At 69.5% G+C, this 26,349-nt stretch carries 27 protein-coding genes; 11 read left to right on the top strand and 16 right to left on the bottom strand.

Translation table 11 applies throughout. The annotated features are described in order from the left end of the window. Nucleotide 1: 1 nt before the first annotated feature. Complete coding sequence (locus ABD156_RS34415) at nt 2-835, bottom strand: helix-turn-helix transcriptional regulator (protein ID WP_344283728.1); 834 nt, start codon at nt 833-835, stop codon at nt 2-4. An 86-nt stretch (nt 836-921) separates the two neighbouring features. On the opposite strand from ABD156_RS34415, the gene ABD156_RS34410 reads away from it, so the two are divergent. Beyond that, the gene (locus tag ABD156_RS34410; protein WP_344283726.1) at nt 922-1,695 is read left to right on the top strand and encodes an SDR family NAD(P)-dependent oxidoreductase; all 774 of its coding nucleotides are present in this window, start codon (nt 922-924) and stop codon (nt 1,693-1,695) included. Between the two features lie 63 nt (nt 1,696-1,758). Here ABD156_RS34410 and ndk read toward each other — a convergent pair whose 3' ends face one another. The 3 genes from ndk to ABD156_RS34395 form a co-directional block, all read right to left on the bottom strand. Beyond that, a complete protein-coding gene (ndk, locus tag ABD156_RS34405) occupies nt 1,759-2,169 on the bottom strand; it encodes a nucleoside-diphosphate kinase (protein ID WP_020660996.1) in 411 nt (136 codons plus the stop codon). A gap of 70 nt (nt 2,170-2,239) precedes the next feature. Next, nucleotides 2,240-3,799 carry an alkaline phosphatase D family protein gene (locus ABD156_RS34400; protein ID WP_344283720.1) on the bottom strand — a complete coding sequence of 520 codons (1,560 nt, stop codon included), beginning with the start codon at nt 3,797-3,799 and terminating at the stop codon, nt 2,240-2,242. Between the two features lie 97 nt (nt 3,800-3,896). After that, on the bottom strand, nt 3,897-4,373 hold the full coding sequence (locus ABD156_RS34395) for a GNAT family N-acetyltransferase (RefSeq protein ID WP_344283717.1): 477 nt from the start codon (nt 4,371-4,373) through the stop codon (nt 3,897-3,899). A 53-nt stretch (nt 4,374-4,426) separates the two neighbouring features. Between ABD156_RS34395 and ABD156_RS34390 the strand changes: the two genes are divergently transcribed. After that, nucleotides 4,427-4,807, top strand: a complete 381-nt coding sequence (locus tag ABD156_RS34390) for a VOC family protein (protein WP_344283714.1) — start codon at nt 4,427-4,429, stop codon at nt 4,805-4,807. On the opposite strand, the gene ABD156_RS34385 is transcribed toward ABD156_RS34390, so the two are convergent. From ABD156_RS34385 to folC, 3 genes are all read right to left on the bottom strand, one after another. Then, entirely contained in the window at nt 4,791-5,063 is a 273-nt protein-coding gene (locus ABD156_RS34385; RefSeq protein ID WP_344283711.1) for a hypothetical protein, read from the bottom strand. The genes ABD156_RS34390 and ABD156_RS34385 overlap by 17 nt on opposite strands. Next, nucleotides 5,060-5,461, bottom strand: coding sequence for a DUF4233 domain-containing protein (locus ABD156_RS34380; RefSeq protein ID WP_344283708.1), 402 nt, complete (start codon nt 5,459-5,461; stop codon nt 5,060-5,062). Before ABD156_RS34380 ends, ABD156_RS34385 begins: the two co-directional genes overlap by 4 nt. Nucleotides 5,462-5,543: 82 nt before the next feature. Then, nucleotides 5,544-7,223, bottom strand: a complete 1,680-nt coding sequence (gene folC / locus ABD156_RS34375; protein WP_344283705.1) for a bifunctional tetrahydrofolate synthase/dihydrofolate synthase — start codon at nt 7,221-7,223, stop codon at nt 5,544-5,546. 168 nt (nt 7,224-7,391) lie between these two features. Here folC and ABD156_RS34370 point away from each other — a divergent pair, with 168 nt between their 5' ends. Together ABD156_RS34370 and ABD156_RS34365 are read left to right on the top strand one after the other, a co-directional pair. Next, nucleotides 7,392-8,024, top strand: coding sequence for a class I SAM-dependent methyltransferase (locus tag ABD156_RS34370; protein ID WP_344283703.1), 633 nt, complete (start codon nt 7,392-7,394; stop codon nt 8,022-8,024). A 94-nt stretch (nt 8,025-8,118) separates the two neighbouring features. Continuing rightward, on the top strand, nt 8,119-8,994 hold the full coding sequence (locus tag ABD156_RS34365; protein WP_344283700.1) for an SGNH/GDSL hydrolase family protein: 876 nt from the start codon (nt 8,119-8,121) through the stop codon (nt 8,992-8,994). 283 nt (nt 8,995-9,277) lie between these two features. On the opposite strand, the gene ABD156_RS34360 is transcribed toward ABD156_RS34365, so the two are convergent. Next, on the bottom strand, nt 9,278-11,905 hold the full coding sequence (locus ABD156_RS34360; protein ID WP_344283698.1) for a valine--tRNA ligase: 2,628 nt from the start codon (nt 11,903-11,905) through the stop codon (nt 9,278-9,280). Between the two features lie 60 nt (nt 11,906-11,965). Between ABD156_RS34360 and ABD156_RS34355 the strand changes: the two genes are divergently transcribed. From ABD156_RS34355 to ABD156_RS34340, 4 genes are all read left to right on the top strand, one after another. Further along, a complete protein-coding gene (locus tag ABD156_RS34355; protein WP_344283696.1) occupies nt 11,966-12,307 on the top strand; it encodes a hypothetical protein in 342 nt (113 codons plus the stop codon). Nucleotides 12,308-12,623: 316 nt separating this feature from the next. Continuing rightward, complete coding sequence (locus ABD156_RS34350) at nt 12,624-13,070, top strand: MarR family winged helix-turn-helix transcriptional regulator (protein WP_344283692.1); 447 nt, start codon at nt 12,624-12,626, stop codon at nt 13,068-13,070. Nucleotides 13,071-13,141: 71 nt separating this feature from the next. Continuing rightward, on the top strand, nt 13,142-14,485 hold the full coding sequence (locus ABD156_RS34345; protein ID WP_344283689.1) for an MFS transporter: 1,344 nt from the start codon (nt 13,142-13,144) through the stop codon (nt 14,483-14,485). Nucleotides 14,486-14,531: 46 nt separating this feature from the next. Further along, nucleotides 14,532-16,844: an FdhF/YdeP family oxidoreductase gene (locus ABD156_RS34340; protein ID WP_344283686.1), complete on the top strand. Its 2,313-nt coding sequence runs from the start codon at nt 14,532-14,534 to the stop codon at nt 16,842-16,844. 53 nt (nt 16,845-16,897) lie between these two features. Here the strand turns inward: ABD156_RS34340 and ABD156_RS34335 are convergent, their stop codons facing one another. From ABD156_RS34335 to ABD156_RS34325, 3 genes are read right to left on the bottom strand one after another with little or no spacing between them, the layout of a single operon-like run. Beyond that, nucleotides 16,898-18,322: an LCP family protein gene (locus ABD156_RS34335; RefSeq protein WP_344283683.1), complete on the bottom strand. Its 1,425-nt coding sequence runs from the start codon at nt 18,320-18,322 to the stop codon at nt 16,898-16,900. 56 nt (nt 18,323-18,378) lie between these two features. Then, entirely contained in the window at nt 18,379-19,122 is a 744-nt protein-coding gene (locus ABD156_RS34330; RefSeq protein ID WP_344283680.1) for an SDR family NAD(P)-dependent oxidoreductase, read from the bottom strand. Continuing rightward, a complete protein-coding gene (locus ABD156_RS34325; RefSeq protein ID WP_344283678.1) occupies nt 19,119-19,541 on the bottom strand; it encodes a VOC family protein in 423 nt (140 codons plus the stop codon). The genes ABD156_RS34330 and ABD156_RS34325 overlap by 4 nt, the downstream gene beginning before the upstream one ends. Before the next feature lie 72 nt (nt 19,542-19,613). Here ABD156_RS34325 and ABD156_RS34320 point away from each other — a divergent pair, with 72 nt between their 5' ends. After that, nucleotides 19,614-20,291 (top strand): GntR family transcriptional regulator, encoded by a 678-nt coding sequence (locus ABD156_RS34320; RefSeq protein ID WP_344283676.1) that lies wholly within the window; start codon nt 19,614-19,616, stop codon nt 20,289-20,291. A gap of 43 nt (nt 20,292-20,334) precedes the next feature. After that, entirely contained in the window at nt 20,335-20,682 is a 348-nt protein-coding gene (locus ABD156_RS34315) for a hypothetical protein (protein ID WP_344283673.1), read from the top strand. On the opposite strand, the gene ABD156_RS34310 is transcribed toward ABD156_RS34315, so the two are convergent. The 4 genes from ABD156_RS34310 to ABD156_RS34295 all read right to left on the bottom strand — a co-directional run bounded on the left by ABD156_RS34310 (nt 20,666) and on the right by ABD156_RS34295 (nt 24,002). Beyond that, nucleotides 20,666-21,910 carry an MFS transporter gene (locus tag ABD156_RS34310; protein WP_344283670.1) on the bottom strand — a complete coding sequence of 415 codons (1,245 nt, stop codon included), beginning with the start codon at nt 21,908-21,910 and terminating at the stop codon, nt 20,666-20,668. The genes ABD156_RS34315 and ABD156_RS34310 overlap by 17 nt on opposite strands. Further along, on the bottom strand, nt 21,907-22,449 hold the full coding sequence (locus tag ABD156_RS34305; protein WP_344283667.1) for an ArsR/SmtB family transcription factor: 543 nt from the start codon (nt 22,447-22,449) through the stop codon (nt 21,907-21,909). Before ABD156_RS34305 ends, ABD156_RS34310 begins: the two co-directional genes overlap by 4 nt. A gap of 69 nt (nt 22,450-22,518) precedes the next feature. Next, nucleotides 22,519-22,650, bottom strand: coding sequence for an MFS transporter small subunit (locus ABD156_RS34300; RefSeq protein WP_344283664.1), 132 nt, complete (start codon nt 22,648-22,650; stop codon nt 22,519-22,521). Next, nucleotides 22,650-24,002, bottom strand: a complete 1,353-nt coding sequence (locus tag ABD156_RS34295) for an L-lactate MFS transporter (protein ID WP_344283661.1) — start codon at nt 24,000-24,002, stop codon at nt 22,650-22,652. Before ABD156_RS34295 ends, ABD156_RS34300 begins: the two co-directional genes overlap by 1 nt. A gap of 153 nt (nt 24,003-24,155) precedes the next feature. Here ABD156_RS34295 and fdhD point away from each other — a divergent pair, with 153 nt between their 5' ends. After that, on the top strand, nt 24,156-24,980 hold the full coding sequence (gene fdhD / locus ABD156_RS34290; protein ID WP_116205611.1) for a formate dehydrogenase accessory sulfurtransferase FdhD: 825 nt from the start codon (nt 24,156-24,158) through the stop codon (nt 24,978-24,980). Here the strand turns inward: fdhD and ABD156_RS34285 are convergent, their stop codons facing one another. Further along, the gene (locus ABD156_RS34285) at nt 24,981-26,294 is read right to left on the bottom strand and encodes a carotenoid oxygenase family protein (protein ID WP_344283656.1); all 1,314 of its coding nucleotides are present in this window, start codon (nt 26,292-26,294) and stop codon (nt 24,981-24,983) included. Nucleotides 26,295-26,349 lie beyond the last annotated feature (55 nt).

Genomic DNA, 26,349 nt, shown 5'->3' with positions numbered 1-26,349 from the left:
GTTAACCGATGCGCTGGGTTCCGAGCACCGACAATAACCGCAGCGCCTCCTCCCCCGGCGAGCCCGGCGCGGCGGTGTACAGCACGACCTCCTGGTCCCGGTCGGCAATGGCGAGCACGTCGCAGTCCACGGTCACGGTCCCGACGGCCGGATGCTCGAACGTCTTGCTGAACGTCGATTCCGCCACGACGTCGTGCGCCGCCCACAGCGCGGCGAACCGCTCGCTCCCCGCGAGCAAGTCCGCGACCAGGGCCCGCACCTCGGGGTCGTCCGGGTACTTCGCCGCGGTCACCCGCAGCCGGTTGGCCATCGCACGGGCGAACGCCTCGGCTTCGACCAAGCCGTACAGGCGCGATCGTCCGCGATCAAGGAAGACCCGGCGCGGCAAGCTGCGTTCTTCCCGGGACAGCGCGGAGAAGTCCTCCAGCAGCGCGGCGGCGAGCGGATTCCAGGCGAGCACCTCGTAGGTCGCCGAGAACACGACCCCGGCCGTCTGCGGCAACCGGTCCAGCAGGTCGAGGATGGTCTGCCGGACCTCCCGCGACGGCCCGCGCGCGGGTCGCCGCGCACCGGCGAGTTCGTGGAGGTGGTCGCGTTCGACGTCCGAAAGCCGCAACGCGCGGGTCAGCCCGGCCAGCACCTCGTTCGACGGGTTCGGGCCGCGAGCCTGTTCGAGCCGCGTGTAGTACTCGACCGAGATGAACGCCAGCCGCGCGACTTCCTCGCGCCGCAGCCCGGGCGTGCGGCGCCGCCTGCCCGCGGGAAGGCCCACGTCGGCCGGGGCGATGCGCTCGCGCCTGCTTCGCAGGAAGCCCGCCAGTTCCGTTCGGTCCACCTGTCCAGTCTGCGGAGTCCGGGCGGGCTCAGCCAGGTACATCCGGTGCCTGGCTGTCCGGGCTTGCCGGAGAAACCCTCGAAGCCATGACCGAAACACGAACGAACAGCCTGCTCGGCGGCAAGATCGCTTTCATCACCGGTGCCGGGCGCGGGATCGGCGCGGCGGCGGCCCGGTTGTTCGCCGCGGAGGGCGCGAAGGTCGTCTTGGCCGCGCGGACCGAAACGCAGTTGAAGGCGGTCGCCGAACAAGTGCGCGCGGACGGCGGTGTCGCGGATTACGTGCGGTGCGATCTCGCTGACCCGGCAAGCGTGCAGGCCGCGATCGAACGGGTGCTGGAGCTGCACGGACGGCTGGACCTCGCGTTCAACAACGCCGCGGCCGTCACCCCGCCGGGTCCGCTGGACGAGGTGCCGCTGGCCGACTTCGACCGGCTGTACCAGGTGAACCTGCGCGGACCGTGGCTGGCGATGACCGCCGAGGTGAAGGCGATGCGGGCCAGCGGCGGCGGGGCCATCGTGAACACGTCCAGCGTCGGCAGCTTCGGCGCGAATCGTGCGCTGCCCGTTTACGGTGCCGCGAAACGCGCGCTGAACAGCCTGACCGAATCGGCGGCGGTCACGTATGGGCAGGAGGGGATCCGGGTGAACGCGATCGCGCCCGGCACGACGATGACCGAGATGATCCGGCAGTGGGAGGCGGACTCGCCGGGTGTCGTCGCCCGGCTCGTCGCGGCCAATCCCCTTGGCCGCGCGGCTGATCCCGCCGAAATAGCCGAAGCCGCGGCGTGGTTGCTGAGCGACCGGGCTTCCTACGTGACCGGCGCCGTCCTGCGCGTCGACGGCGGCACCGGGGTCTAGAAAGCACGAACGCCGGGCCGGAACCGAAGTCCCGGCCCGGCGTTCGCGGGGTCTAGCGCTGGATCACAGGTCCGGGAACCACAGCTTCAGCTCGCGCTCGGCCGACTCCGGCGAGTCCGAGCCGTGCACCAGGTTGTACTGGGTCTCCAGCGCGAAGTCGCCGCGCAGGGTGCCCGGGGTGGCCTTCTCGACCGGGTCGGTGCCGCCGGCCAGCTGGCGGAACGCGGCGATCGCGCGCGGGCCCTCGACGGCCAGCGCGACGAGCGGGCCGGACGTGATGAACTCCAGCAGGTCGCCGAAGAACGGGCGCTCCTTGTGCTCCGCGTAGTGCTCCTCGGCCACGGAGCGCTCGACGGTGCGCAGTTCCAGCGCGGCCAGCTTCAGGCCCTTGCGCTCGATGCGCGAAACGACCTCGCCGACGAGGCCGCGCGCGACGCCATCGGGCTTGACGAGGACCAGCGTGCGTTCAGTCACGACGGTATTTCTCCTTGTGCGGATTCGTGTTATTCGGAGCGGAGCCTATCCGACGCCTTCGCCGGGCCGGTCAGCGACGCTGGGGCTGCAGCGTCTTCGACCACAGCGAGGCCCCGGTCGCGTCGCGCAGGTCGACTGTCAACGCACCGCTGGCACCGTCCACATTCAACTCCCCGAAGTGCTGGAATCCTTGCACCGGCGAGGAATTCTGCGTCTGCGGGGCGTGCACGAACACCGCTTCCGGACCGAAGGTCGGGTCGAGTTTGTTCGGGCCGAACGCGCCGGCGTTGAGCGGGCCGGACACGAATTCCCAGAACGGGTCGAAGTCCTGGAACGCGGCGCGCTCGGGCGAATAATGGTGCGCGGCGGTGTAGTGCACGTCGGCGGTCAGCCAGACGACATTGCGCACGCGATGGCGCGAGATCTGGTTCAGCACCCAGGCCAGTTCGGTCTCGCGGCCACCGGGCGCGCCGGGCAGGCCGTTGGCGACCGCCTCGATGTCCTTGCCGTCCGGCACGACCAGGCCGATCGGCATGTCCGCCTGGACGATCTTCCAGGTCGCGGTGCTGCGCCGGAGCGCGTCGGCCAGCCAGCGGGCCTGCGCGTCGCCGAGGATGTGGCCGGGCTTGGTCTGGTCGGAGGTGTTGGCGTCGCGGTAGGTGCGCATGTCGAGGACGAACACCTCGACCCGGCTGCCGTAGCGGAAGTTCCGGTACACCCGGCCGTCGACGGCCTGGCGGCTGTCGATCGGATGCCATTCGTGGAACGCCTGGAACGCGCGCTGGGCGAGGACATCGGCGCGCTTTTCGGTGTATTCGGGGCGGTCGTTGAGGATTTCGCCCGGATACCAGTTGTTGACTACTTCATGATCATCCCACTGGACATAGGCGGGAACCTCCGCGGCGAACCGGCGGAAGTTGGCGTCCAGCCGGTTGTAAGCGTGCTGTCCGCGGTACTCGTCGAGCGTCTCGGCGACCTTCGACTTCTCCGGCGTCACGATGTTGTGCCAGGTCCCGGCGCCGCCGGGGAGCGTGACGGTTTCGGTGAGCGGGCCGTCGGCGTACACCGTGTCGCCGCTGTGCAGGAAGAGGTCCGGACGGCGGTCGGCCATCGCGGAGAAGATCGTCATGCCGCCGAGCGCCGGATTGATGCCGTAGTTCTGGCCGACGACGTCGCCGCTCCACAGGATCCGCGTGTTCGCGCGGCCGATCGGCGCGGTGGCGAACCGGCCGGCGACCGGTTCGCTCGCGCTGCGGCCGTCGAGGTCGACGGCGGTGACGCGGTAGTGGTATTCGGTGCCGGGGGCCAGCCCGGCGACGCGTACCTTGCCGGTGCCGCCGGTGGCGGGCGTGACGAACGGGCCAGGCACCCGGCGGGCGTGCCGGAACGACGGGTCGCGCGCGACCTCGACCATCAGCCGCGCCGGGCGGTCGGCCTTCGACCACACGATGCCGGAGCCGGCGGTCACGTCCCCGGACGCGACGCCGTGGGCGAGCACCGGACGGTCGCGGCGGACGAGCGGGGCGGCCGAGGCGGAGCCGGGCAGCAGCAGCCCGCCTGCCGCGGCGAGCGCGGGCACGGCGATTCCGGCTTTGAGCACGGAGCGCCGCGATGGGGTCGTTTCGGTCATGGCGGTCGTTCTATCCGGCGACCACGGCCAAGCGGCCAACTCAGGCTGACCGACGGGTGAACGGCTCACTCGTCAGGAGGAAGCTCACAGCCGGTCGTCACGCTCGGTGCGCTTCCCGAACCATCTCGTGCTCGCAGGGGCCTTCCCCGGCCGGACGCGCCACGAACCCGTGCCGTTCGTACAAGGCCAGCGCGTACTCGTTGCCGCCCGCGACCCGCAACGCCAACTCGCCCGCCCCGCGCCCTTCGCTCCAGCGCACGACGGCTCGGACGAGCGCGTCCCCGACTCCCCTGCCGCGCGCCGAGGGAGCGACCCACATCGACATCAGTTCCGCTTTGTCGCCGCGCTCGGAAAGGTGCCCGCTGACCATTCCCGCCGGAACGCCGTCGAGGTCGGCCAAGACGTTGAGCGAGACGTCGCGCAACCGGGCCCGCCAGCGCGGTTCGGCGTCGCCTTCGCCTTGCCAGTCCGCGAGTTTCGAGCTGAACGCCTCCGGGTCCTCGCGCAGTGCCGCCAGCCGGAGGTCGCGCCACTCCGCCCAGTTGTCCACGCTCAGCTCGCGCACCACGATCACACTTGCACCGTCGCCGTGGCGGCCCGGCCGTTACATCGGAATAGGGTGAAACCATGCGCATCGACCGGCTCGACCACCTCGTCCTCACCGTCGCCGACCTCGGTGCGACGGTGAATTTCTACACGCGCGTGCTCGGCATGGCCGAGGTGACGTTCGGGGCCGGGCGCAAGGCGCTGACGTTCGGAGCCAGCAAGATCAACCTGCACGAGGCGGGGCACGAGTTCGAGCCCAAGGCGGAACGGCCGACGCCGGGCAGCGCGGATCTGTGCCTGATCACGAGCGATTCGCTGGAGCAGGTAGTGGAAGACCTGGCCGCGCACGGGGTGCCGGTCGAGGAGGGACCGGTGGACCGCACGGGCGCGACCGGGCCGATCCGCAGTGTGTATTTTCGCGACCCGGACCGGAATCTGATCGAGGTCAGCGTCTACCGCTGAGCCGCACCTCGCGGGAGTACACCGGCGCGGCACCGGGTTCCGCAAAGCATTCCAGGAGGAGATCGCCGCGCAGGTCGTCGAGTTCGTGCGGGGCTTCCTCGAGCAGAGCGTCGGCCCACGCTTCGAGCGATCCGTTCTTCAGCGCGTCGTTCGGGACCTGGCTGAATTCGCCCGGTCCCATCGGCGTCCAGCCCGGTTCGCCGTCCGCGCGGAACGACAGCCGCCACCAATACGGCTGCCAGTAGCGAGCGCTCAAGCCTGCGGCTGCTGCTGACTCGGCAGCGTCCCCGCCGCCATCCGGCGCGCGACGTCGCGGCGCAGCCACAGGAACCACACGAACGCGGCCAAGAAGATGATCCCGATGATCGCGATCGCCGGTTGCGTGACGCCGATCCCGATGATCGCCAACTGCAGCAGCAGGATCGCCGGAACCGCCCAGACGTGCTTGAGCATCCCGCACAGCACGATCAGCACCACGGCCAGCGCGATGACCGTCCAGCCGGTGAAGCTGGTGATGCCGCCGCCGAGTTTCGCGACGACCGGCAGCGCCAGTGCGACCGTGATGGCTTCCATGATCAGCGTGCCCGCCATGACGCCGCGGAAGCCCTTCATCGGGTCCTTCGCGGGCGGCTTCGCCGGGGTCGTCTCGCTCATGCCGTCACCTCCATAAGGAGTTGCACGCTGGCCGATCGGGAGGTGACGGCATGAATAGCGATGATTCGCTTGCAAGCTGCGCTCATGCCGGTTCCTTCCCGAACAGCGTCCGCGCGTCACCAGCGGTGACCACGGATCCGGTCACCAGCACGCCGCCTCCCGCGAGCGGTTCCTCCGGGTCGTCGTTCTGCTCCACGAGGCCGATCGCGGTCTCGATCGCGGTCTCCAGGTCCGGTTCGGCGAGCACGCGGTCCTCGCCGAAGATCGACGCGGCCAGCTCGGCCAGGTCCTCGACCGGCAGCGACCGCGGCGACGAACTGCGCGTGACCACGACGTCGGACACCACCGGCTCCAGCGCGTCCAGGATGCCGCGCGCGTCCTTGTCGGCCAGCACGCCGACCACCGCGACAAGCCGGCGGAAGTTGAACTCGTCGGTGATCGTCGTGGCGAGCGCCCGCGCGCCCATCGGGTTGTGCGCGGCGTCGACCATGACCGCCGGAGCGGCCCGCACGCGTTCGAGCCTGCCGGGGTTCTCGACCTCGGCGAACGCCTCGCGCACCGCCTCGACCACGAGCTGTTTGTCTTTGCCCGCCCCGAAAAACGCCTCGACCGCGGCCAGCGCGAGCGCCGCGTTCGCCGCCTGGTGCGCGCCGTGCAGCGGCAGGAAGATCTCGTCGTACACGCCGCCGAGGCCCTGCAGCTTCAGCATCTGCCCGCCGACCGCGACCTCGCGTTCGAGCACGCCGAACTCGCTGCCCGCGCGCGCCACCGCGGCGTCGACCTCGACCGTGCGCTTCAGCAGGACGTTCAGCACCTCGGGGTCCTGCTCGCCGATCACCGCGACCGAACCGGGCTTGATGATCCCGGCCTTCTCCGCGGCCGCGTCGACCGGCGTCGGGCCGAGGTACTCGGTGTGGTCCAGCCCGATCGGCGTGATGACCGCGACCTGCGCGTCGGCCACGTTCGTCGCGTCCCACGCGCCGCCCATGCCCGCCTCGATCACCGCGGCCTCGACCGGAGCGTCGGAGAACGCCGCGAACGCCATCCCGGTGAGCACCTCGAACTTGCTCATCGGCACGCCGTCCTCGCTCGCGCCGTCCACCATCGCCACGTACGGCGCGATGTCCTGGTACAGCTCGGCGTAGCGGGCGGCGGAGATCGGACGGCCGTCGAGCGCGATCCGCTCGGTGACGAGCTGCAGGTGCGGGCTCGTGTAACGACCGGAGCGCAGGCCCATGCGCGTCAGCAGCGAATCGACCATCCGGGCGACCGAGCCCTTGCCGTTCGTGCCCGCGACGTGCACCACCGGGTAGCCCTGGTTGGGCTCGCCGAGCAGCGTCATCAGCGCCTGGATCCGGGCGAGCGACGGTTCGAGCTTCGTCTCCGGCCAGCGCTGGTTGAGCTCGGCCTCGGCGGCCATCAGGTCGCGGCGGGCCTCCGGGCCGTTCTCGTCGCCGAACTCGGCCGGCGCGCCCTCGTCGTCGAGTTCGTGCAGCTCAGTGCCCTCTTCGGCGTGCAGATCGGGAACCGGGCCGAGCGCCAGGTTGTCGCCGAGCTGGCCGATGCCGCCGATCCCGCCGCGCGACCCGCCGCCGACGGTGTAGGCCGCGTCCGGCGCGTCGAGGTCGGGCTCCAGCTCGCTCCCGGCGTCGTACTCGTCTTCGCTGTGCGCGAGCGCGCCCAGTTCGTCGACCCCCGCGAAACTGTCCGGATCGGCGAGATCCGGCCGCCGGGTCTCCTCGGGCTCCTCACCGCGCGGCACTCGTGCACTCCTTGAAGTCGCTGTCCCGGCGCGGTCGCGCGACCGGGAAGACCAGGCGAAAGGTTCGGCCCGGCACACCCTCGAGCGTACCCGGGGCCGCCTCGCGCCCAGCGGCCCCGGGGCTTCGGCGTGATCACGCCCGCAGCGAGCCGTGGCAAGGTCGGGCGCATGCCCTTCGACCACAACCACCACTATCACCCGACGCTGCTCCGGCTCCTGCCGCCAGGCCCCGGCCGAGCCCTGGACGTGGGCTGCGGCGACGGCCGGTTCGCCCGCAAGCTGGCCGCCGCCGGGATGACCGTCGAAGGCATCGACGCGTCGGACGAAATGATCACGCGCGCGAGCGCCGCCGGTTCGCCAGGACCGGGCACTACCGAATACCGCCGCGCCGACGTGACCACCGAACCGCTGGAACTCGAGTCCTACGCCTTCATCTCCTGCCTCGCGTCGCTGCACCACGTCCCGTTCGAAACCGTCACGAGACTCCGCGACGCCCTAGCCCCCGGCGGCGTCCTCGCGGTGCTCGGCTGTGCTCGACCGAGCCGGCCAAGCGACTACGCACGCGAACTCGTCGCCGCCCCCGCGAACGTCTTGGCCCGCTTGATCGTCTTCGCCGGAGACCAGCTCAACGGCGGTGCGGACCCAGTCGCCAAGGCTCCGGTCCACATGAAATTCCCGCCGCTGAACGACGTCCGCCGGGACGCCGCGCGCCTGCTCCCCGGCAGCACCGTCCGCCCGCTCGTGTTCTGGCGGCACCTGCTGACCTGGCGGAAACCCACAGATCACCCCGCAGCCGGGTGAAACCCCGCCCCGACCACCCGATCGGCGGAGAGCGCTCCGGCCCCGCTTGCCGAAAGGTAAAGCGAGTCGTACCGCTCGGGAGGACGGGGTTCGCATGCGCATCATCCGGATAGTGCTGGCCGCACTCGCGGCGGTCACCATGCTTCTGTCGACGGCGGCGGCCGCGAGCGCCGCGCCCCGGCACTACCGCCACTATGTCGCCCTGGGCGACTCGTACACGTCAGGGCCGCTCATCCCGCTGCCCCGGCTGGATCCGCTGGGCTGCTTCCGCTCGACGTCCAACTACCCGTCGATGGTGGCGGACTCCCTGGACGTAGACCGCTTCACCGACGTCAGCTGCGGCGGCGCGGACACGTCGAACATGACCGCCCCGCAAAACGTGCCGCTGGGCCAGAACGCCCCGCAGCTCTCCGCGCTGCGCCCAGACACCGACCTGGTCACCCTCGGCATCGGCGGCAATGACTCGGGCCTGTTCGGCAAGCTGGTCGACACCTGCCCAACGCTGCGCGACTCGGACCCGACCGGAAATCCGTGCCAGCGGCATTACACCGTCGACGGCGTAGACACCATCAAGGCGCTGCTCCCCAAGACGCAAGCGGCCATCCAGCAGGTCCTGGCCGGAATCCACGAACGCTCGCCCCACGCGAAGGTGCTGGCCATCGGCTACCCCCGAATCGCCCCCGCAGAAGGCTACTGCCCCGACGTCCTGCCCTTCGCCAACGGCGACTACGCCTGGCTCTCCAGCGTAGAAGAAGCTCTGAACAACGCCGTAAGCAACGCAGCAGCCGCAGACGGCCAAACGTCCTATGTGGACACCTACACCCCGTCCTTCGGCCACGACGCCTGCCAACCCCAAGGCGTAGCGTGGATCAACGGCAAAGACCTGAACCTGCTGGCAGCAGCCGCCTACCACCCCCTGTACGCAGGAATGGAAGGCGAAGCAAAAGTAATCCGCCAAAAACTCCGCTAAAAACGACGTGAGGGGAACCCTGAGGGACTCAGAGTCCCTCAGGGTTCCCCTCACGGACTTTGGCCACCCCACCAACCGCCGCCGACGCACCCACCGATGGAAGCACCCACCCCACCCCCAACCCCGATACGAAGCCGCCCTGCGGTTCGGGGGTGCTTGTCAAGGCATCTTTCCCGCCTTGACAAGCACCCCCGAACCGTCAGCACAATAAAACTTCGGGGTGGTGGCCCCACCCGAGCGGGCGCAATGTCGCCGCCAGGCGACGAGCCGAACGCGAGAGAACTCAGGAAGCAGGCAACGCAGCCAGTCGAGCCTCAATCCGCCCAATATCAGCCACCGCAGTCTCCCGCCGCACCTTGATCTTCTCGATCACCTGCTCCGGCGCCTTAGCAATAAACGCCTCATTCCCGAGCTTCCCCTCAGTCTGCGCCAATTCCTTCCGCGCAGCCCCGAGATCCTTCTCCAACCGCTTCCGCTCAGCAGCAACGTCAATGGTCCCGGAAGTATCCAACTCCACAGTCACCACACCGCCAGCCAACGCCACTTCCAACGAAGCACTGACCGAGAACCCGTCCTCCGGCTCAGTAAGCCGCACCAACGACCGAATCGCGCCCGAGTGCCCCTCCGGGAACGCCTCCCCAGCCAACCGGGCAGCAACCTTCTGCCCCGGCTTCAGCCCCTGGTCAGCCCGGAACCGCCGAATCTCGGTAATCAACTTCTGCACATCAGCGATCCGAGCGTCCGCAACCGAATCCGCATACCCCTCAACCGCGGACGGCCAAGCCGCAATCACCAACGACTCGCCACCAGTCAACGCAGTCCACAGCTTCTCCGTCACAAACGGAACAAACGGATGCAGCAACCGCAGCACAGTGTCCAGCACATGCCCAAGCACCTTCCGCGTAGCCTCAACCCGCGCGGAATCCCCTTGGTACAACTGAACCTTGGCCAACTCCAAATACCAGTCGCACAACTCATTCCAGGTGAACTGGTACAACGCATTGGCGACCTTGGCGAACTGGAAGTCCTCGAACAACCCGTCCACGTCAGCCACCAGCGCGGCGAGCCGCCCGAGAATCCACCGATCCGACTCGGTCAGCTCCGAAGCATCCGGCAACGACCCCTCAACAGTCGCCCCGTTCATCATCGCGAACTTGCTGGCATTCCACAGCTTCGTACAGAAATTCCGCGACCCGGCGGCCCACTCGTCCGCCAGCGCCATATCCGTCCCCGGATTGGCCCCGCGCGCCAGAGTGAACCGAGTGGCATCCGCCCCGTAAGCGTCCATCCACTCCAGCGGATCAATGACATTCCCGCGCGACTTGGACATCTTCTTGCCGTTGGCGTCGCGAATCAGCCCGTGCAGATACACATGGTCGAACGGCTGCCGCCCGTCCATCTGCTGCACGCCGAACATCATCATCCGCACGACCCAGAAGAACAGGATGTCGTACCCGGTGGACAGCACACTGGTCGGATAGAACTTCGCCAGATCCGCGGTCTCCCCCGGCCAGCCCAGCGTCGACATCGGCCAGAGCCCCGAAGAGAACCACGTGTCGAGCACGTCCGGATCCTGCGTCCAGCCCTCGCCCGAGGGAGGCTGCTCGTCCGGTCCCACGCACACGACCTCGCCGCCGGGCCCGTACCAGACCGGGATCCGGTGCCCCCACCACAACTGCCGGGAAATCGTCCAGTCGTGCATGTTGTCGACCCAGTCGAAGTACCGCTTCTCCAGCTCCGCCGGGTGGATCTTCGTCCGCCCGTCGCGCACCGCGTCGCCGGCGGCCTGCGCCAGCTCCGCGACCTTGACCCACCACTGCAGCGACAGCCGCGGCTCCACGACCGTGTCGCAGCGGGAGCAGTGCCCGACCGCGTGCACGTACGGCCGCTTCTCCGCGACGATCCGGCCCTGCTCGCGCAGCGCGGCGACCACCGCGGGCCGCGCCTCGAACCGGTCGAGGCCCTCGAACGGACCGGGCACGGTGACCTCGGCGCGCTCGTTCATCACGGTCAGCATCGGCAGGTCGTGGCGGCGGCCGATCTCGAAGTCGTTCGGGTCGTGCGCCGGGGTCACCTTGACCGCGCCGGTGCCGAACTCCGGGTCGACGTGCCGGTCCGCGACCACCGGGATCTTCCGGCCGGTCAGCGGCAGCTCGATCTCGGTGCCGACCAGGTGCGCGTAGCGCTCGTCGTCCGGGTGCACGGCCACCGCGGTGTCGCCCAGCATCGTCTCGGCGCGCGTGGTGGCCACGACGATCGAGGCGTCGCCGTCGCCGTAGCGGATCGACACGAGTTCGCCGTCGTCGTCGTTGTGGTCGACCTCGATGTCCGACAGCGCCGTCTGGCAGCGCGGGCACCAGTTGATGATCCGCTCGGCGCGGTAGATCAGGCCGGCGTCGTAGAAGTTCTTGAACACCGTCTGGACGGCCTTGGACAGGTTCTCGTCCATGGTGAAGCGCTCCCGGGACCAGTCGACGCCGTCGCCGAGCCGCTTCATCTGGCCCAGGATCTTGCCGCCGTACTCGGCCTTCCACTCCCAGACGCGCTCGACGAACTTCTCGCGGCCAAGGTCGTGGCGCGACAGGCCCTCGCCGGCCAGCTGGCGCTCGACGACGTTCTGCGTCGCGATGCCCGCGTGGTCCATGCCCGGCAGCCACAGCACCTCGTAGCCCTGCATCCGGCGGCGGCGGCTCATCGCGTCCATCAGGGTGTGGTTGAGCGCGTGGCCCATGTGCAGGCTGCCGGTGACGTTCGGCGGCGGCAGTACGATCGAGAACGGCGGCTTCTCCGACGAGGCGTCGGCCGTGAAGTACCCGGCCGCTACCCAGCGGTCGTACATCGGGGCTTCCTCGGCGGCCGGGTCCCAGGCACCCGGAAGGTCGGTTTTCTGCTGCGGAGCGTTCTCGGTCACAATGGACAAGTCTACGAACCCGCCGCGGCGGGGTTACGCAGGGGGAAAGGCGGTGCGCCGATGACTCGGCCGGAGGATCCGGACGACCGGATGGAAACCCATCCGGACCTCATGGACCCCGAGTGGCGCAAGCACGCCCAGCGGGACGCGTGGCTCGGCGCGAAGAAGGACATGAAGAAGCGGCGCAAGCGCGAACGCCGCAGCGCCCCGGCCGCGGTCTACGGCCGCGGCGGCGCGGCGCCCAGCCGCTGGCCCGGGATCGCCGCGATCGTCGGCCTGGTCCTGCTGCTCGCGGCGGCGATCGTGGTGCACCAGGTTCAGCCGATCGGGGTGAACGACGAGAAGATCGGGTACATCCTCGGGCTCGGCTCGTCGGCTGAGACCAGCAGCCAGCCGCTCTAGTCCCGACGAAGGTCGTTCGCAGGACATCGCGGGGATTTACAACGACGAGGTGGCGGCGAACTCACCAGCCCTCGTCGCGATGACCACCACGCAGCCCGGTTGAGAGCCGCGCTGAGCAGCGCGCGCCGTCCCGAGGCCGAGGCAGGTTAAGCCGCTGAACTGCTGCCCCGGCGGACTGGTCGCGGGCGGCCCAGTCACGGGACCCGAGCGCTCATCGGGACACCTTCCACTCTGCCCAGGCGACTGTCGCGCTTGGGCACTCCGCCGCGGTCGCCCGAGGATGCACAGCCTGGACTCAACAGGCTAGACTGTGCTTATGTCCGAACACCCGTCCGTCCCGCCGCAGGTAGCCGAGTCCGCCGGGTGGATCCGCGGCGTCGTCGGCCAGTTGCACCGCAGGTTGCGGCAGGTCGACAACGCCGAGATCCTCACGCCGACCCAGACCGCCGTGCTCAACCGGCTGCATCGCGAGGGTCCCGGGACCCAGGCCGAGCTGGCCGCGGTGGAGCACGTGCGGCAGCAGTCCATGGCCGCGACGCTCGGCGTGCTCGACACGCTCGGCTATCTGAACCGCACGCGCGACCCCGCCGACGGCAGGCGCGTCGTGATTTCCCTCTCCGATCTCGGCGCCAAGACCGTCATCGGGATCCGGCAGCACCGCGACGAATGGCTCGCCGCCGCGCTGGCCGACGAACTCACCGAGGACGAACTCGAAACGGTCCGGCGCGCGCTGCCCTTGCTGCAGCGGATCGCCCAGCGCTGACCCCTTGACCCTGAGGAGCACTGACGAACACCGCGACCGCCCCCGCGAAATCCCGCTTCGGCGCGCGCCTGGTGACCCCGCTGGTCGCGAGCGCCGTGCTGAATCCGATCAACTCCACGCTCATCGCCGTCGCGCTCGTCCCGATCGGGCAGGCCTTCGGCGCCGGACCGGGCCGCACGGCCTGGCTGATTTCCTCGTTGTACCTGGCCACGGCGGTCGGGCAGCCGGTCGTCGGGCTGCTCGTCGACCGCTACGGCGCGCGGCGCGTGCTGCTCGGCGGCGCGGCCGTGGTGATGGTGGCCGGGATCGCCGGGATGATCCCGATCTCGGTCGAATGGCTCACCGGCGTACGAGCGGTGCTCGGCATCGGCACCTGCGCCGGCTTCCCGGCCGCGATGGCGGTGCTGCGGCGGCGCGCCGACGAGATCGGCGAAGGCGTGCCCGCGCGGGTGTTGTCCGTGCTGGCGATGTCCGCGCAGACGGTCATGGTGATCGGCCCGACGCTCGGCGGCGTGCTGATCATGCTCTTCGGCTGGCCGGCGATCTTCGCGGTGAACCTGCCGCTGGCTGGGATTTCGCTGGTGCTCACGCTGCTGTGGGTGCCGAAGGACACTCCGGCCGAGAAGCCGACCGAGCGGATCGACGTCGCCGGGATCGCGCTGTTTTCCGCCGCGCTGCTGGTGTTGCTGTGCTACCTGATGGCGCCCGGCATCGGCGACCTGTGGCTGCTGGCCGCGGCGATCGTGCTCGGCGCGCTGTTCGTGCGAGTGGAACTGCGCGCCCGGAAGCCGTTCATCGACCTGCGGATGCTCGCCGCGAACGGCCCGGTCCTGCGCACGTATTTGCGGCAGGCACTGAGTTTCCTCGCGATCTACACGATCATGTTCGGCTACGTGCAGTGGCTCGAAGAGGCTCGCGGGTTCGCCGAATCCGCCGCCGGGTTGCTGCTCCTGCCGATGTCCGGGATCGCGGTGGGCGCGGCCGCGCTCTCCGGCCGTCCGACCGGCGTCCGGCTGCGGCTGCTGCTGGTCGGTGCCGCACTCCTCGCGGGCTCCGTCGCTCTGCTGTTCGTGAACGACGGCACCGCGTTGATCTGGCTGCTCGTGCTCGCGGCGTTGTTCGGTCTGGCGCAAGGGCTCACCAGCGTCGCCAACCAGACGACGCTGTACCGCGAGACTCCGGCCGAGACGATGGGCACCGCGAGCGGGCTCTTCCGGACCGCGCAATACCTCGGCGCGATAGTCGCGGCCACGGTCATCGCGCAGTGCTATGGCGGGCACGCCGACTCCGGCGGACTGCACCGGCTGGCCGTCGTGCTGATCGTGACCAGCGGGTTGCTGCTGATCGTGACCGCCGCGGACCGCGCGCTGCTGCGGGCCGAACGCCGGGAACGGGACCGCCAGGCGGCAGTGTGACGACCCCCGTCTTGGGTTCTGCAAGGCAAAGGCGGACGATGTGCCCATGACTCGCGAAGCTCCGACTGGTGACGTGGACGAAGCCCGCCTCGAAGTGGGCAAGCCGAAAGGCTGGGCGGCCGGGATCCCGGGAGTCGCCGTTTCGCTCGCGCGCGGGGTGGAGCAGATGGGCCCGGTCCGCACCGCGCGCACGCTGCGGCTGCTGAACCAGCGGGACGGCTTCGACTGCCCGGGCTGCGCGTGGCCCGAGCCGCGGCAGGTCGACGGCGAGAAGCGGAAGTTCGCGGAGTTCTGCGAAAACGGCGCGAAGGCGGTCGCCGAGGAGGCGACGAAACGGCGCGTCGGCCGTGAGTTCTTCGCCGCGCATCCGGTGTCCGAGCTGAACGAGCGCACCGACTACTGGCTCGGCCAGCAGGGCCGGCTCACCGAGCCGATGGTGCTGCGCGAGGGCGCTTCGCACTACGAGCCGATCTCCTGGGACGAGGCGTTCGGCGTGATCGCCGACGAGCTGCGCGGCCTGGCGAGCCCGGACGAGGCGATCTTCTACACCTCCGGCCGCACCAGCAACGAGGCCGCGTTCGTGTACCAGCTGCTGGTGCGCGCGTACGGCACGAACAACCTGCCGGACTGCTCGAACATGTGCCACGAATCGTCCGGCGCGGCGCTGTCGGCGACCACCGGCATCGGCAAGGGTTCGGTGTCGCTGGCCGACATCCACCAGGCCGACCTGATCGTGGTCGTCGGGCAGAACCCGGGCACGAACCACCCGCGGATGCTGTCCGCGCTGGAGCAGGCGAAGGGCCGCGGCGCGAAGGTCGTCGCGGTCAACCCGCTGCCCGAGGCCGGGCTGATGCGGTTCAAGAACCCGCAGAACGTGCGCGGCGTCGTCGGCAAGGGCACGCCGCTGGCCGACGAGTTCGCGCAGATCCGGCTCGGCGGCGACCTCGCGCTGTTCCAGGCGGTCGGGCATCTGCTGCTGCAGTGGGAGGACGCCGCCCCGGGGTCCATTGTGGACCGTGAGTTCGTGGAGAAATCCACGCACGGCTTCGAGGACTGGGCCAAGCAGCTGCGCGAGATCGACTGGCCGGAGACCGAGAAGGCGACCGGGCTGGCCCGCGAGCAGATCGAGCACATCGCGCGGATGATCGCGACGTCCGAGCGCACGATCTACTGCTGGGCGATGGGGCTGACCCAGCACAAGCACGCGGTGCCGACGATCGCCGAGGTCGTGAACCTGGCGCTGGCGCGCGGGATGATCGGCAAGCCGGGCGCGGGCCTGTGCCCGGTGCGCGGCCACTCGAACGTGCAAGGCGACCGCACCATGGGCGTGTGGGAGAAGATGCCCGAGCCGTTCATGGACGCGCTGGACCGGGAGTTCGGCATCGCCGTGCCGCGCAAGCACGGCTGGGACACCGTCGACTCGATCCGCGCGATGCTCGACGGCCGCGGCAAGGTGTTCTTCGCGATGGGCGGCAATTTCGCCTCCGCCACCCCGGATTCGGACCGGACCGCGGACGCGCTGCGGGCGTGCTCGCTGACCGTGCACGTGTCGACGAAACTCAACCGCTCGCACGTCGTCCCTGGCCGCACCGCGCTGATCCTGCCGACGCTCGGCCGCACCGAGCGTGACGACCAGGAATCCGGACGCCAGTTCGTGACGGTCGAGGACTCGATGTCGCAAGTGCACGCCTCGCGCGGCCGGCTGGCTCCGGCGAGCGACGAACTGCTGTCCGAGGTCGCGATCGTGTGCCGCTTGGCGGAGAAGCTGCTCGGTGCGGACCACTCGGTGCCGTGGCGGTCGTTCGAGAAGAACTACGACCTGATCCGCGACCGCATCGCCGCTGTGGTGCCGGGCTGCCACGACTACAACCAGCGCGTCCGCGAACCGGACGGTTTCGTCCTGCCGCACGCACCGCGCGACTCGCGCGAGTTCACCGGCACGGCGACCGGCAAGGGCACGTTCACGGTGTCGGAGCTGGAGTATCCTGCGGTTCCCGAGGGGCGGCTGCTGCTGCAGACGCTGCGCAGCCACGACCAGTACAACACCACGATTTACGGGCTGTCGGACCGTTACCGCGGAATTGAGGACGGACGCCGGGTCGTGTTCGTGCACCCGGACGACCTGGCCGCGCTGGGGGTCGCGGACGGCGAGATCGTGGACCTGGTCTCGGAATGGCGGGACGGCGATCGGCGCGCGCCGAGCTTCCGGGCGGTGGCTTATCCGACGGCTCGCGGGTGCGCGGCGGCGTATTTCCCGGAGGCGAATGCGTTGGTGCCGCTGGATTCTGTTGCGGAGAAGTCGAATACGCCGGTGTCGAAGGCCGTGGTGATCCGGTTGGAGCCGCACAACCACGTGTGACCTGCTCGTGAGTGGCGATGCCGGTGAGAACCGGCATCGCCACTCACGACACGTCAGTCGATGCAGTTGTCCCCGTCGGAAGTGACGGGCTGCGGCTGGTCGGTCTTCACCGGCACCCCAGCCGCAGACCCGCCGTCCGACACCCCCGGTCCTGAGTAGACCTTCCCGAGCACCACCTGGATGTGCCCAGCCGGAACGTCTGCTGATTCCTTAATGGACAGTCCGCCCAATTCCTTCGCCACCTCCGCGCCTTCGGCGGCGAGCGCGGCCGGGTAGCGCACGATCGACGTCCGCTGCGACGGCGCGTTTCCGTCGGCGGTGGCGGCGAATCCCTTGCCCTTCAACACATCCGCGACCCGCGCCGCGAGACCGGACGCGCCGCCGGCGTTGGAAATCTCCACCGACGCCTTCGGCGCACCAGGCGGAGCGGCGGGCGGCGCCGCTCCGATCAAGCCCGACGCAAACGCTTTCACCTGCGCCGGATCCACCTGCACCGCGGTCGCCGTGGGATGGGATTTGTCGTACCGGTAGTCCGGGTTCACGACCGGGATCGTCGTGAACTGGATGCCGCCGCCGGACACCCCGCGCATTTTGCTGACGAAGTCCAGGATGTTCCACGACTGGTCCAGCACCACCGACCGCTTCACCGCGTCGATGAGATCGCTCAGCTTCCCCGGGTCGGCGAGCGTCCCGGCCGAGAGCACCTCGTGCGCCATCGAGGCGAGGAACACCTGCTGCCGCCGCATCCGGCCGAAGTCGGTGCCGGGCAGGTTGTCTCGCTGCCGCACGAACGCCAGCGCGGCGCCGCCGGAGAGCCGCTGTTTGCCCGCCGGGAAGTCCGCGCCCGAGTTCTCGTCCTTGGTGGCCTTCTTCAGGCACACCTCGACTCCGCCGACAGCCTTGCTGATCTCGGAAAAACTCAGCAGGTTGACCTCGGCGTAGTGGTCGATGGTGACGCCGGTGAGATCCTCGACCGCCTGCCGCGTCGACTTGCGCGCCGCGGTCATCGAGTCCTTCTCGATCTTGTCCTTGTCGGTCTCGCCGGCCGCGCGCAGTTTCGACGCCTCGGCCGCCTTGCCGCGGCCGAACGCGGCGTTGATCTTGCCTTTCCCGCCGGGCATGGAGACGTACGAATCGCGCGGGATGGAGAACGCCTTGACCTCCTGCTGCCCGTCCGGGATCCGCAGCACGATCAACGTGTCGGTGAGGTCGTCGCCGTTCGCGCCCGCGCGCAGTTCGTCCAGGACGCTCTGCGGCAGCGGGGTCCCGTCCGGGCCTTTGCGCGCGTCCCGGCCGACCAACAGGATGTCCAGTGCCCCGTCGGCGTGCTTTTGGCCTTCTTCCACCGATCCGCCGGCGCCGATGACGTCGCTGCGCGTGATGTCGTCCAGCGCCGACAGCGTCGAGAACCCGTAGGCCGTGCCGGCGAACACCACCATCGACAGCGCGCCGGCGATAACTTTCCCTGCGATCCGCACGCCCCTCTGGACGTCCAGCGGCCCTGATTTGCTGCATTCGTGACACAGCTCACAGCTCAGCGCAGGTGTGAGGCTCCGTTCATGTCCAAGATCGAGCCGGACGCCCAGGGCGTGTCCGACGAGGCCAGGAACACCACCGCTTCGGCGATTTCCTCCGGCTCGGCCACCCGGCCGAACGGGCTCTGCTCCCGCACCTGGTCGGTGACCCTGTCCGCGACGCGCTCGGTCGCGGTGAAGCCCGGAGCCACGGACGTAACCGAAATGCCGTGCGGGGCCAGCTGGACCGCCATCGATTGGCCGAACGAATGCAGCGCGGCCTTGCTCGCGCCGTACGCGAGGTATTCGGGTTCGCCGCGGAACGCCCCGCGCGACCCGATGTTCACGATCCGGCCGGGCACGCCGCGCGCGATGAGGTGGCGGGCGACGTGGAAGGAAACGTTGGCCGCGCCAAGCAGGTTGACGTCCAGCGTGCGCCGCCACGCATCCTGCCAGTCCACGTAGGACATTTCGCTGATCGGCGTGCGCGTGGCCGGGGTAGTCCCGACCGCGGCGTTGTTGACCAGCACATCGACGCCGCCCAGCTGTTCCTCGGCGACGTCGGCGATCCACTGCGCGGCATCAGGGTTGCCGAGGTCGCCGGACACGAGCACGTGCCCGGAACCGGGCAGCGCCTCGAGCGTCTCGCGCGCGGCCTCCCGGTTGGATCCACAGTGGACAGCGACCCGGTCGCCCCTGGTGGCGAAGGCGACGGCGATGGCGCGGCCGATCCCGCGCGAGGCTCCGGTGACGAGGACGTTCATTTCGCGAACAACCGCGTCTCGTCGCGGAAAGCCTTGAACTCCAGCGCGTTCCCGGCCGGGTCGTGCAGGAACATCGTCCACTGCTCCCCCGGCTCGCCGGCGAACCGCTGGTACGGCTCGATCACGAACTCGGTGCCCGCCGCGCGCAGCCGCCCGGCCAGCTCGTGGAAGCTGTCGACGTCCAGCACCAGCCCGAAATGCGGCACCGGCACGTCGTGCCCGTCGACCGGATTGCGGCCCGATTCCGCGCGGGCGCCCGGGACCGCGTGCGTGACGACCTGGTGGCCGTGGAAGTTCCAGTCGACCCACGCGTCCGACGAGCGGCCTTCCGCGAGCCCGAGCACGGCGCCGTAGAACTCGCGGGCCTTCGGCAGGTCGTCGACCGGTATGGCCAGGTGGAAGGCGGGACGGACGGCCATGAGGCACTCCTTCGGCACGGGGATCGGTGTCTCCACGTTGACTGTCCGATGTCTGAATGTCAACATTAGGACGTGGAAGTCACCCCCCTGAGGAAGGCGGCGCGCCGCGGGCTCGCCGACGAGGCCGCCGACCGGGTGCGCGAAGCGATCTTCGCCGGCCATTTCCGGCCCGGCGCGCCTTTGCGCGAGGTCGAGCTGGCCGCGTCACTGGAAATCAGCCGCGGTTCGGTACGCGAGGGCATCGCCCAGCTCGCCCGGGAAGGCCTGGTCCGCTGCGGCTGGCATCGCCCGACCACGGTGGTCGACGTGACCGCCGAGGATGTCGCAGAGGTCTACTCGGTGCGCGCCGCCCTCGACCGACTGGCCGCGGTCACCGCGCGCACCGCTGCGACCGCCGAGGACCTGGACGCGCTGGACGCGTTAGTCGCGGAGTTGGCCACGGCCGTCCGCACGAACGCGGACGGCCCGCGACTGCTGGCGCTGGATATCGCTTTCCATGACCGCGTTTACGCGGCGGCGGGCAACGGACGTCTCACCGAGGCGTGGGAAGCCGTGCGATCGCAGGTCTTCCTGTTCCAGCTGCAGCGGGTTTCGCTCGGGCATGAGCACTACCGGGCTCGAGTGGTAGCTGAGCATCGGGAATTGGCGGAGCTGATTCGTGCCGGAGACCGGGGACGGTTAGCCCGAGTGGCCGAACATCACGTGGAGTCCGCGAGGGAAAGCCTGCTCGACCGCCTCCGAACCGAGTAGTTCCACGCATCCGCCGCGCTTCCCGGCCTGCCAGGATCCTTGCGTGGACCCGGACCCGAGCGAACCGACCCAAGCCCGCCCCGCGCTCGCCGGTGCACTGCACGGCGCGGGCGCGTTTCTGGTCAGCGCCTTGGTGCTCTGCGCGCTCGCGGTCGGAGTGGCGACTGGCTCGAAGGGGCTGAGCTTGCCGGCCGTGCTCGGGATCATCGTGCTCGCTTCCTTCACGCAGTGGGGGCTTTTCGCACTGCCGGTCGCGGCCGGGATCGGCGCGCTGGTCGCTTCGCGGGGCCAGCCGAAACGAGCAGCGCGCCGCGCCTGGCTCACGGTTTGCCCGCTCACCTTGGCATTCCCGATCCTCTTCGCCGCTGTGGCCGCTATGCGACTGGAGTAGCCTCTTTCGCCCGCGCGAGCGCCTCGTCGATCCGCTTGTTGCTCGTCATGCTCATCGTCACCAGAGTCATCGACACGAGCACCCCCGCCGCCCCGACGTACGGCACCCGCACCCCGGCCGTCGCGGCGAGCCAGCCGCCAAGCGCGGCACCCGCCGGTGCCGCTGAGGCCGAGACCAGGCGCGAAGCCGCGGCGACCCGTCCCATCAGCCGCGCCGGGACCACGACCTGTCGCAGCGATCCGCCGAGCACCATGGTCGCTGCCATGGCGCAGCCGCACAGTGCGAACATCGCCCCGGCCAGCCATGGGTCGCGGGCGAGGCCGAACACCAGCACCGCGCCGCCCTCGACCACCGCGGTCACGGTGAGCGCGGTGCCGGTGCCCAGCCATTTCTCCAGCGGCCCGGCGAGCACCATCGCGCCCACCAGTCCCCCGGCGGCTTCCGCGGCGAGCAGGAAACCGTAGCCAGCGGTGTGCAGGCCGAGCGCGTCCTTCGCGAACACCACCAACACCGCCCCGAAAGCACCGAACGCCAGGTTCCCGACGGCGGGCCGCAAGGCGAGGCCCAGCAGCAGCCGATCCTTGACTACGTAAGCGAAGCCCTCCTTCGAGTCCGCCCATACCGAGCGTCCCGGTTCGCGTTTCGGCACCGGGGCCGGCGGCAGCGTCCGGATCAGCACCGCACTGGCCACGTAAGTCAGCGCGTTCACCGCGAACGGCAGCGTTCTTCCCACGGTGAAAAGGAAACTCCCGACCGGCGGTCCGGCGAACTGTCCGGCGGCGGTGGACGCCCCGCGCAGATAGCCGTTGGCCCGGCGAAGCAAAGTCTGGTCCCGCGCGAGCAAATCCGGCAGGTACGCCTGCGCCGCGGTGTCGAAGAACAGCGTGCCAGTGCCGAGGAGGAACGCCACCACGAGCAGGACCGGAATGCTGAGCCAGCCGAACGCACCCGCGGCGACCGTCAGCACCAGCAACACCGCCCGCGCCAGGTCGGCGATCCACATCGTGCGCCGCCGGTCCCACCGGTCGACCAGCGCGCCCGCGAACAACCCGGCCACCGGATACGGCGCGAGCACCGCCACTGTCACCAGGCTGACCACCAGCGGATCGCTGTTCAGCAGCAGCGCCAGCAACGGCAGCGCCGCGACATACGCGCCGTCGCCGAGAGAACTGACCGTCGCGGCTGTCCACAAGCGACTGAACGCGGGAGGCATCTTCGGATTGGTCATCGGGCCGCACCCGGCCCCGGACGGAAGAACGCGACCGCGACGGTGGCGGCTGCCTCGTCGGCGTCGCGCGCGTCCCGCAACTCGTCAAGCAGTTCGGCCAGCCGGCGCTCGAACTCCTCGAACTGCGTCTCACTGATCCGCGTGTGCTGCATCCGGACGTACCGGCGCGAGCCCTCGGGAGCGGTCGAGAGGTCGTTGATCGCGTGCTGCATCAGCACATCCCGCTGTCCCGCGGCGGGTTCGGGCAGCTCGATGCTCTTGCCGACGTGCGCGTAGTAGCGCTCCAGCACGCCGCGCACCTTCCGCGTGCGCACGACGTGCACGAGCCCGGCCCGCTCCAGCACCCGCATGTGGTAGCTGGAACTGCCTTTCGCGATGTCCAGCTGCTCGGCGACCTGCGTGATCGTCGCGGGCCCGTCGCGCAGCACCGCGAGCACGCGGTGCCGCACGACGTTGCTGACCGCGCGCAGCTGATCGGTCGTCTCCACCTGGACAGATTCTTGGGGCGGGACATAGCCCGCCTGGTCGTCCCCAGTCATGGGGACAATGGTCAACGACTCTTGACCATTTGTCCAGTGCTTATTTTCGGAGCAGCGTTCGCCGGCGGCTCAGCCGCCGAAGAGCCCGACCACCTTCCGGATCAGCTCGACCACGCCGTAGGCGAACGGGGCGAGCACCCACAGCCAGGCGATCACCAGCAGGAGGGTCCGGCCGCCGGAGCGGCCCTCGGCACTCGTCATCACGCCTCACTCCCCACCGCGGTCTGCCCGGTCGGCTCGTGGAACTTCTCCTTCACCGGGCGCACGCACTCGTTCGCGACGAACCCGACCACCAGCAGGCCGATCATGATCCAGAACGACAGCTGGTACAGGTCCGGCCCGGTCTTGCCCGCGGCCTTCTGGCTGTCCGCGATCCCGTCCACGATCAGCGGCCCGAGCACGCCCGCCGCCGACCACGCGGTCAGCAGCCTGCCGTGGATCGCGCCGACCTGATAGGTGCCGAACAGGTCCTTGAGGTACGCCGGGAGCGTGGCGAACCCGCCGCCGTAGAAGGACAGGATCAGCATCGCGCACAGCACGAACACGAGCTTGGATCCGTTCGTGGTCAACGCGATCACCAGGTACAGCAGCGCGCCGACGCCGAGGTAGAACCGGTAGATGTTCTTGCGCCCCACGAGATCCGACGTGGACGACCAGACGAACCGGCCCAGCATGTTGGTCAGCGAGAGCAGCGCGACGAACCCGGCGGCGGACGCGGTGCTCACCGGGGCCGAGGTGTGCTTGAAGAAGTCGGTGATCATCGGCGCGGCCTTCTCCAGGATGCCGATGCCCGCGGTCACGTTGAGGCACAAGACAATCCAGAGACACCAGAACTGCGGCGTCTTCAGCGCGTTCGCCGCCGAGACGTTCGCCGTGGAGATCATCGGCTTGGCCGCGGTCTGCGCCGCCGCGCGCGCCGGACGCCAGTCGTCGGCCGGGACGCGGACGATCAGCACGCCCAGCGTCATGAACACCGCGTACACGATCCCATGGATCAGGAACGCCGTCGCGATGTCGCCGGTCGTGGGCGAGGTGCCGAGCATCGCCGACGACCACGGCGACGCGATCAGCGCGCCGCCGCCGAAGCCCATGATCGCGATCCCGGTGGCCATGCCCGGCCGGTCCGGGAACCATTTGATCAGCGTCGACACCGGCGAGATGTAGCCGATGCCGAGACCGATCCCGCCGACGCCGCCGTAGCCGGCCACGACGAGCCAGAACTGTCCGGTCGCGACGCCGAGCGCGGCGAGCAGGAACCCGGTGGAGAAACAGACCGTGGCGACGGCCATGGCCCAGCGCGGGCCGTTGCGCTCCACGAGCGTGCCGCCGAACGCGGCGGACAGGCCCAGCATCACGATGCCGAGCTGGAACGGCAGCCCGGATTGCGTGCCGGACAGTCCCAGGGTCTTCTCCAGCGGCGTCTTGAAGACGCTCCACGCGTAGGCTTGGCCGATCGACAGGTGGATGGACAGCGCAGCGGGCGGCACGAGCCAGCGGGTCCAGCCAGGCGGTGCGACGATGCGGGAACGGGCAAGGAAGCCGGGGACAGCCATCGGCGGTCTCCTCCCAACAGTGACGAGGTGCTGGGAATGGTTTACCAGATCCTCGGCGTTGCGCCGGATGACTGTCGAATGACTTGAGAATGTCTTGTCGATGACAACAAAAATCGACGCCGAAGCGGACAACGAGGACGAGCGGAGCAGGCGATGGGCAGAGTGACGGTACGGCGGCCGGTACGGCGGATCTCCGCGACCGGCGAGCGGCGCCGGCCGGACTCGCTGGCCGCCGAGGAGCCGTTGGAGCTGCGGGTCGGCGGCAAGGCGCTGGCAGTGACAATGCGCACTCCCGGCCACGACGTCGAATTGGCGCACGGCTTCCTGTTGTCCGAAGGCGTGCTGGGGTCCCGTGAGGACGTGGCTGTCGCGCGTTACTGCGACGGCGTCGACGACCAAGGCCGCAACACCTACAACGTGCTCGACATCGCACTCGCCGAGGGCGTCGCCCCGCCGGACACCGGCGTCGAGCGGAACTTCTACACCACCTCGTCGTGCGGCGTCTGCGGCAAGGCCGCGCTCGACGCGGTGAAGCTGCGCAGCCGGTTCTCCCCCGGCGCTTCGGAATTCACCGTGAAGACCGACGTCCTCACCCAGATGCCGGATCGGTTGCGGGAACAGCAAAAGGTGTTCTCGTCCACCGGCGGCCTGCACGCCGCCGGACTGTTCACTTCGGACGGTCAGCTCGTCGTGGTGCGCGAGGACGTCGGACGGCACAACGCGGTGGACAAGGTGCTCGGCTGGGCTCTGCAGGCGGGCCGGATCCCCGCCCCGGACCTGGGGCTGCTGGTCTCCGGCCGCGCCTCGTTCGAGCTGGTGCAGAAGGCCGCGATGGCCGGCATCGGGCTGCTCGCCGCGGTGTCCGCGCCGTCGTCGCTCGCGGTGGAACTGGCCGAGGAGAACGGCATGACGCTGATCGGGTTCCTGCGCGGCGACAGCATGAACCTCTACACCGGAGACCAGCGCCTGCTCACCTGATCACGCTTCGGCGGGCACCCAGTTGCCGTGGAAACCGTGCGGGACCCGGTCCGGAAGATGCACGGCGGCAACGGTTTCGAGGGTGCCCGCGTCGAGCAGGACGAGATCGCTGCGCGCCTCGGCCGCATCGTAGACATAGCCCATCAGCACGCCCTCGTCCTCGCCCGCGTCCGCACGGGACGGAACGAACACGAACTCGCCCGGCTCGCGGCCGGGACCGAACCGGTGCGCCTCCACGGAACCCTTGCGCAGGTCGTGTTTGTACACCGCGCCGACGCTGCGGGACCGGTCGTCGAGCGCCGTCGCGTAGCCGTACCGGTGCGGCAACCCGACGAGACGTTCGTCCACTCGCGGGAACTCCTGGCCGTGCTCGTCGATCCGTTCCTCGACAACCTTCCCGAGCGCGAGGTCGACAGTCCACCGGTCGAGCGTCGGCTCGCCCTCGGCCGGGCCGTGCAGCGCGCGGTCGAACATCTTCGGATGCCGGACGACGTCGAGCACGATCCGGTCGTCCTCGTCGTAGGCGTTGAGCGGGTGGAAGACGTAGCACTGGCCCACGTCGAACCAGCGGACGTCGCTGTTGTCCCCCTCGCGCGGCATCACGCCGATGCGCGCCGGGTAGTCCGGATTCCACCGGTACGGCAAGGAACTCACGCCGCGGCCGGTGCGCGCGGTCAGCGGGTCGGGGACGTCGACCGGCACCGGGACCTGGTCCGGATCGAAGGTGACCGGCAGGTCGTAGAACACGACATACCGTTCGGTGAGCGAGAAGTCGTGCATCATCGGCGCACCGGTGACCTCGACGTCGACTGTGCGCCGCGCCCGTCCGTCGGTGCCGACCACCGAATACTGGACCTTGTTCCCCAGTCCGAATTGGTAGGAGACGGCGTGCAGCTCGCCGGTCTTCGGGTCGCGCTTCGGGTGTGCGGTGTACCCGGAGAGGGTGCCGTCGAAGTCGCAGATCCCCAGCGTGTCCAGCTCCTCGCTGAGCTCCCATTGCGGCAGCCCGCCCTCGACTAGCGCGATCGTGCGCCCGGCGTGCCCGATGACGTTGGTGTTGGCCCCGCCTTCATCGGTGCCGACCCGGCGGCTGCGGTACCACTCGGCCCGGCCGTCACGCAGCCGCACGCCGTGCACCATGCCGCGGCCGATGAACCAGTGGTGCATTTCCGGATCCGGATCGGTCGGGTTCGGCCCGTTGCGCAGGTAGCGGCCGTCGAGGTAATCGGGCAGCTGCCCGGTCACCGTCAGCCGGGTGCTCGTGTACTCGCGCTCGACCGGTGCGAAGTTGCCTTCGAGGAAGTGATTTCCCATGACGCGCTCCGTCCATAACGTGGTTATGGCCACCGGTATAACAGGGTTATGGGAT

The sequence above is a fragment of the Amycolatopsis albidoflavus genome (genome assembly GCF_039525725.1).
Lineage (GTDB): Bacteria > Actinomycetota > Actinomycetes > Mycobacteriales > Pseudonocardiaceae > Amycolatopsis > Amycolatopsis albidoflava.
Note: the sequence above shows the minus strand (reverse complement) of the source record. Positions and strands in the feature narration are given on the sequence as shown.

Bases quoted from the DNA above. Each gene is read 5' to 3' on its own strand.
- ABD156_RS34410 (WP_344283726.1), top strand. From the start codon at position 922: ATGACCGAAACACGAACGAACAGCCTGCTCGGCGGCAAGATCGCTTTC.
- ABD156_RS34400 (WP_344283720.1), bottom strand. From the start codon at position 3,799: ATGACCGAAACGACCCCATCGCGGCGCTCCGTGCTCAAAGCCGGAATC.
- ABD156_RS34390 (WP_344283714.1), top strand. From the start codon at position 4,427: ATGCGCATCGACCGGCTCGACCACCTCGTCCTCACCGTCGCCGACCTC.
- ABD156_RS34380 (WP_344283708.1), bottom strand. From the start codon at position 5,461: ATGAGCGAGACGACCCCGGCGAAGCCGCCCGCGAAGGACCCGATGAAG.
- ABD156_RS34370 (WP_344283703.1), top strand. From the start codon at position 7,392: ATGCCCTTCGACCACAACCACCACTATCACCCGACGCTGCTCCGGCTC.
- ABD156_RS34365 (WP_344283700.1), top strand. From the start codon at position 8,119: ATGCGCATCATCCGGATAGTGCTGGCCGCACTCGCGGCGGTCACCATG.
- ABD156_RS34355 (WP_344283696.1), top strand. From the start codon at position 11,966: ATGACTCGGCCGGAGGATCCGGACGACCGGATGGAAACCCATCCGGAC.
- ABD156_RS34350 (WP_344283692.1), top strand. From the start codon at position 12,624: ATGTCCGAACACCCGTCCGTCCCGCCGCAGGTAGCCGAGTCCGCCGGG.
- ABD156_RS34340 (WP_344283686.1), top strand. From the start codon at position 14,532: ATGACTCGCGAAGCTCCGACTGGTGACGTGGACGAAGCCCGCCTCGAA.
- ABD156_RS34330 (WP_344283680.1), bottom strand. From the start codon at position 19,122: ATGAACGTCCTCGTCACCGGAGCCTCGCGCGGGATCGGCCGCGCCATC.
- ABD156_RS34325 (WP_344283678.1), bottom strand. From the start codon at position 19,541: ATGGCCGTCCGTCCCGCCTTCCACCTGGCCATACCGGTCGACGACCTG.
- ABD156_RS34310 (WP_344283670.1), bottom strand. From the start codon at position 21,910: ATGACCAATCCGAAGATGCCTCCCGCGTTCAGTCGCTTGTGGACAGCC.
- ABD156_RS34305 (WP_344283667.1), bottom strand. From the start codon at position 22,449: ATGACTGGGGACGACCAGGCGGGCTATGTCCCGCCCCAAGAATCTGTC.
- ABD156_RS34300 (WP_344283664.1), bottom strand. From the start codon at position 22,650: ATGACGAGTGCCGAGGGCCGCTCCGGCGGCCGGACCCTCCTGCTGGTG.
- ABD156_RS34295 (WP_344283661.1), bottom strand. From the start codon at position 24,002: ATGGCTGTCCCCGGCTTCCTTGCCCGTTCCCGCATCGTCGCACCGCCT.
- fdhD (WP_116205611.1), top strand. From the start codon at position 24,156: ATGGGCAGAGTGACGGTACGGCGGCCGGTACGGCGGATCTCCGCGACC.
- ABD156_RS34285 (WP_344283656.1), bottom strand. From the start codon at position 26,294: ATGGGAAATCACTTCCTCGAAGGCAACTTCGCACCGGTCGAGCGCGAG.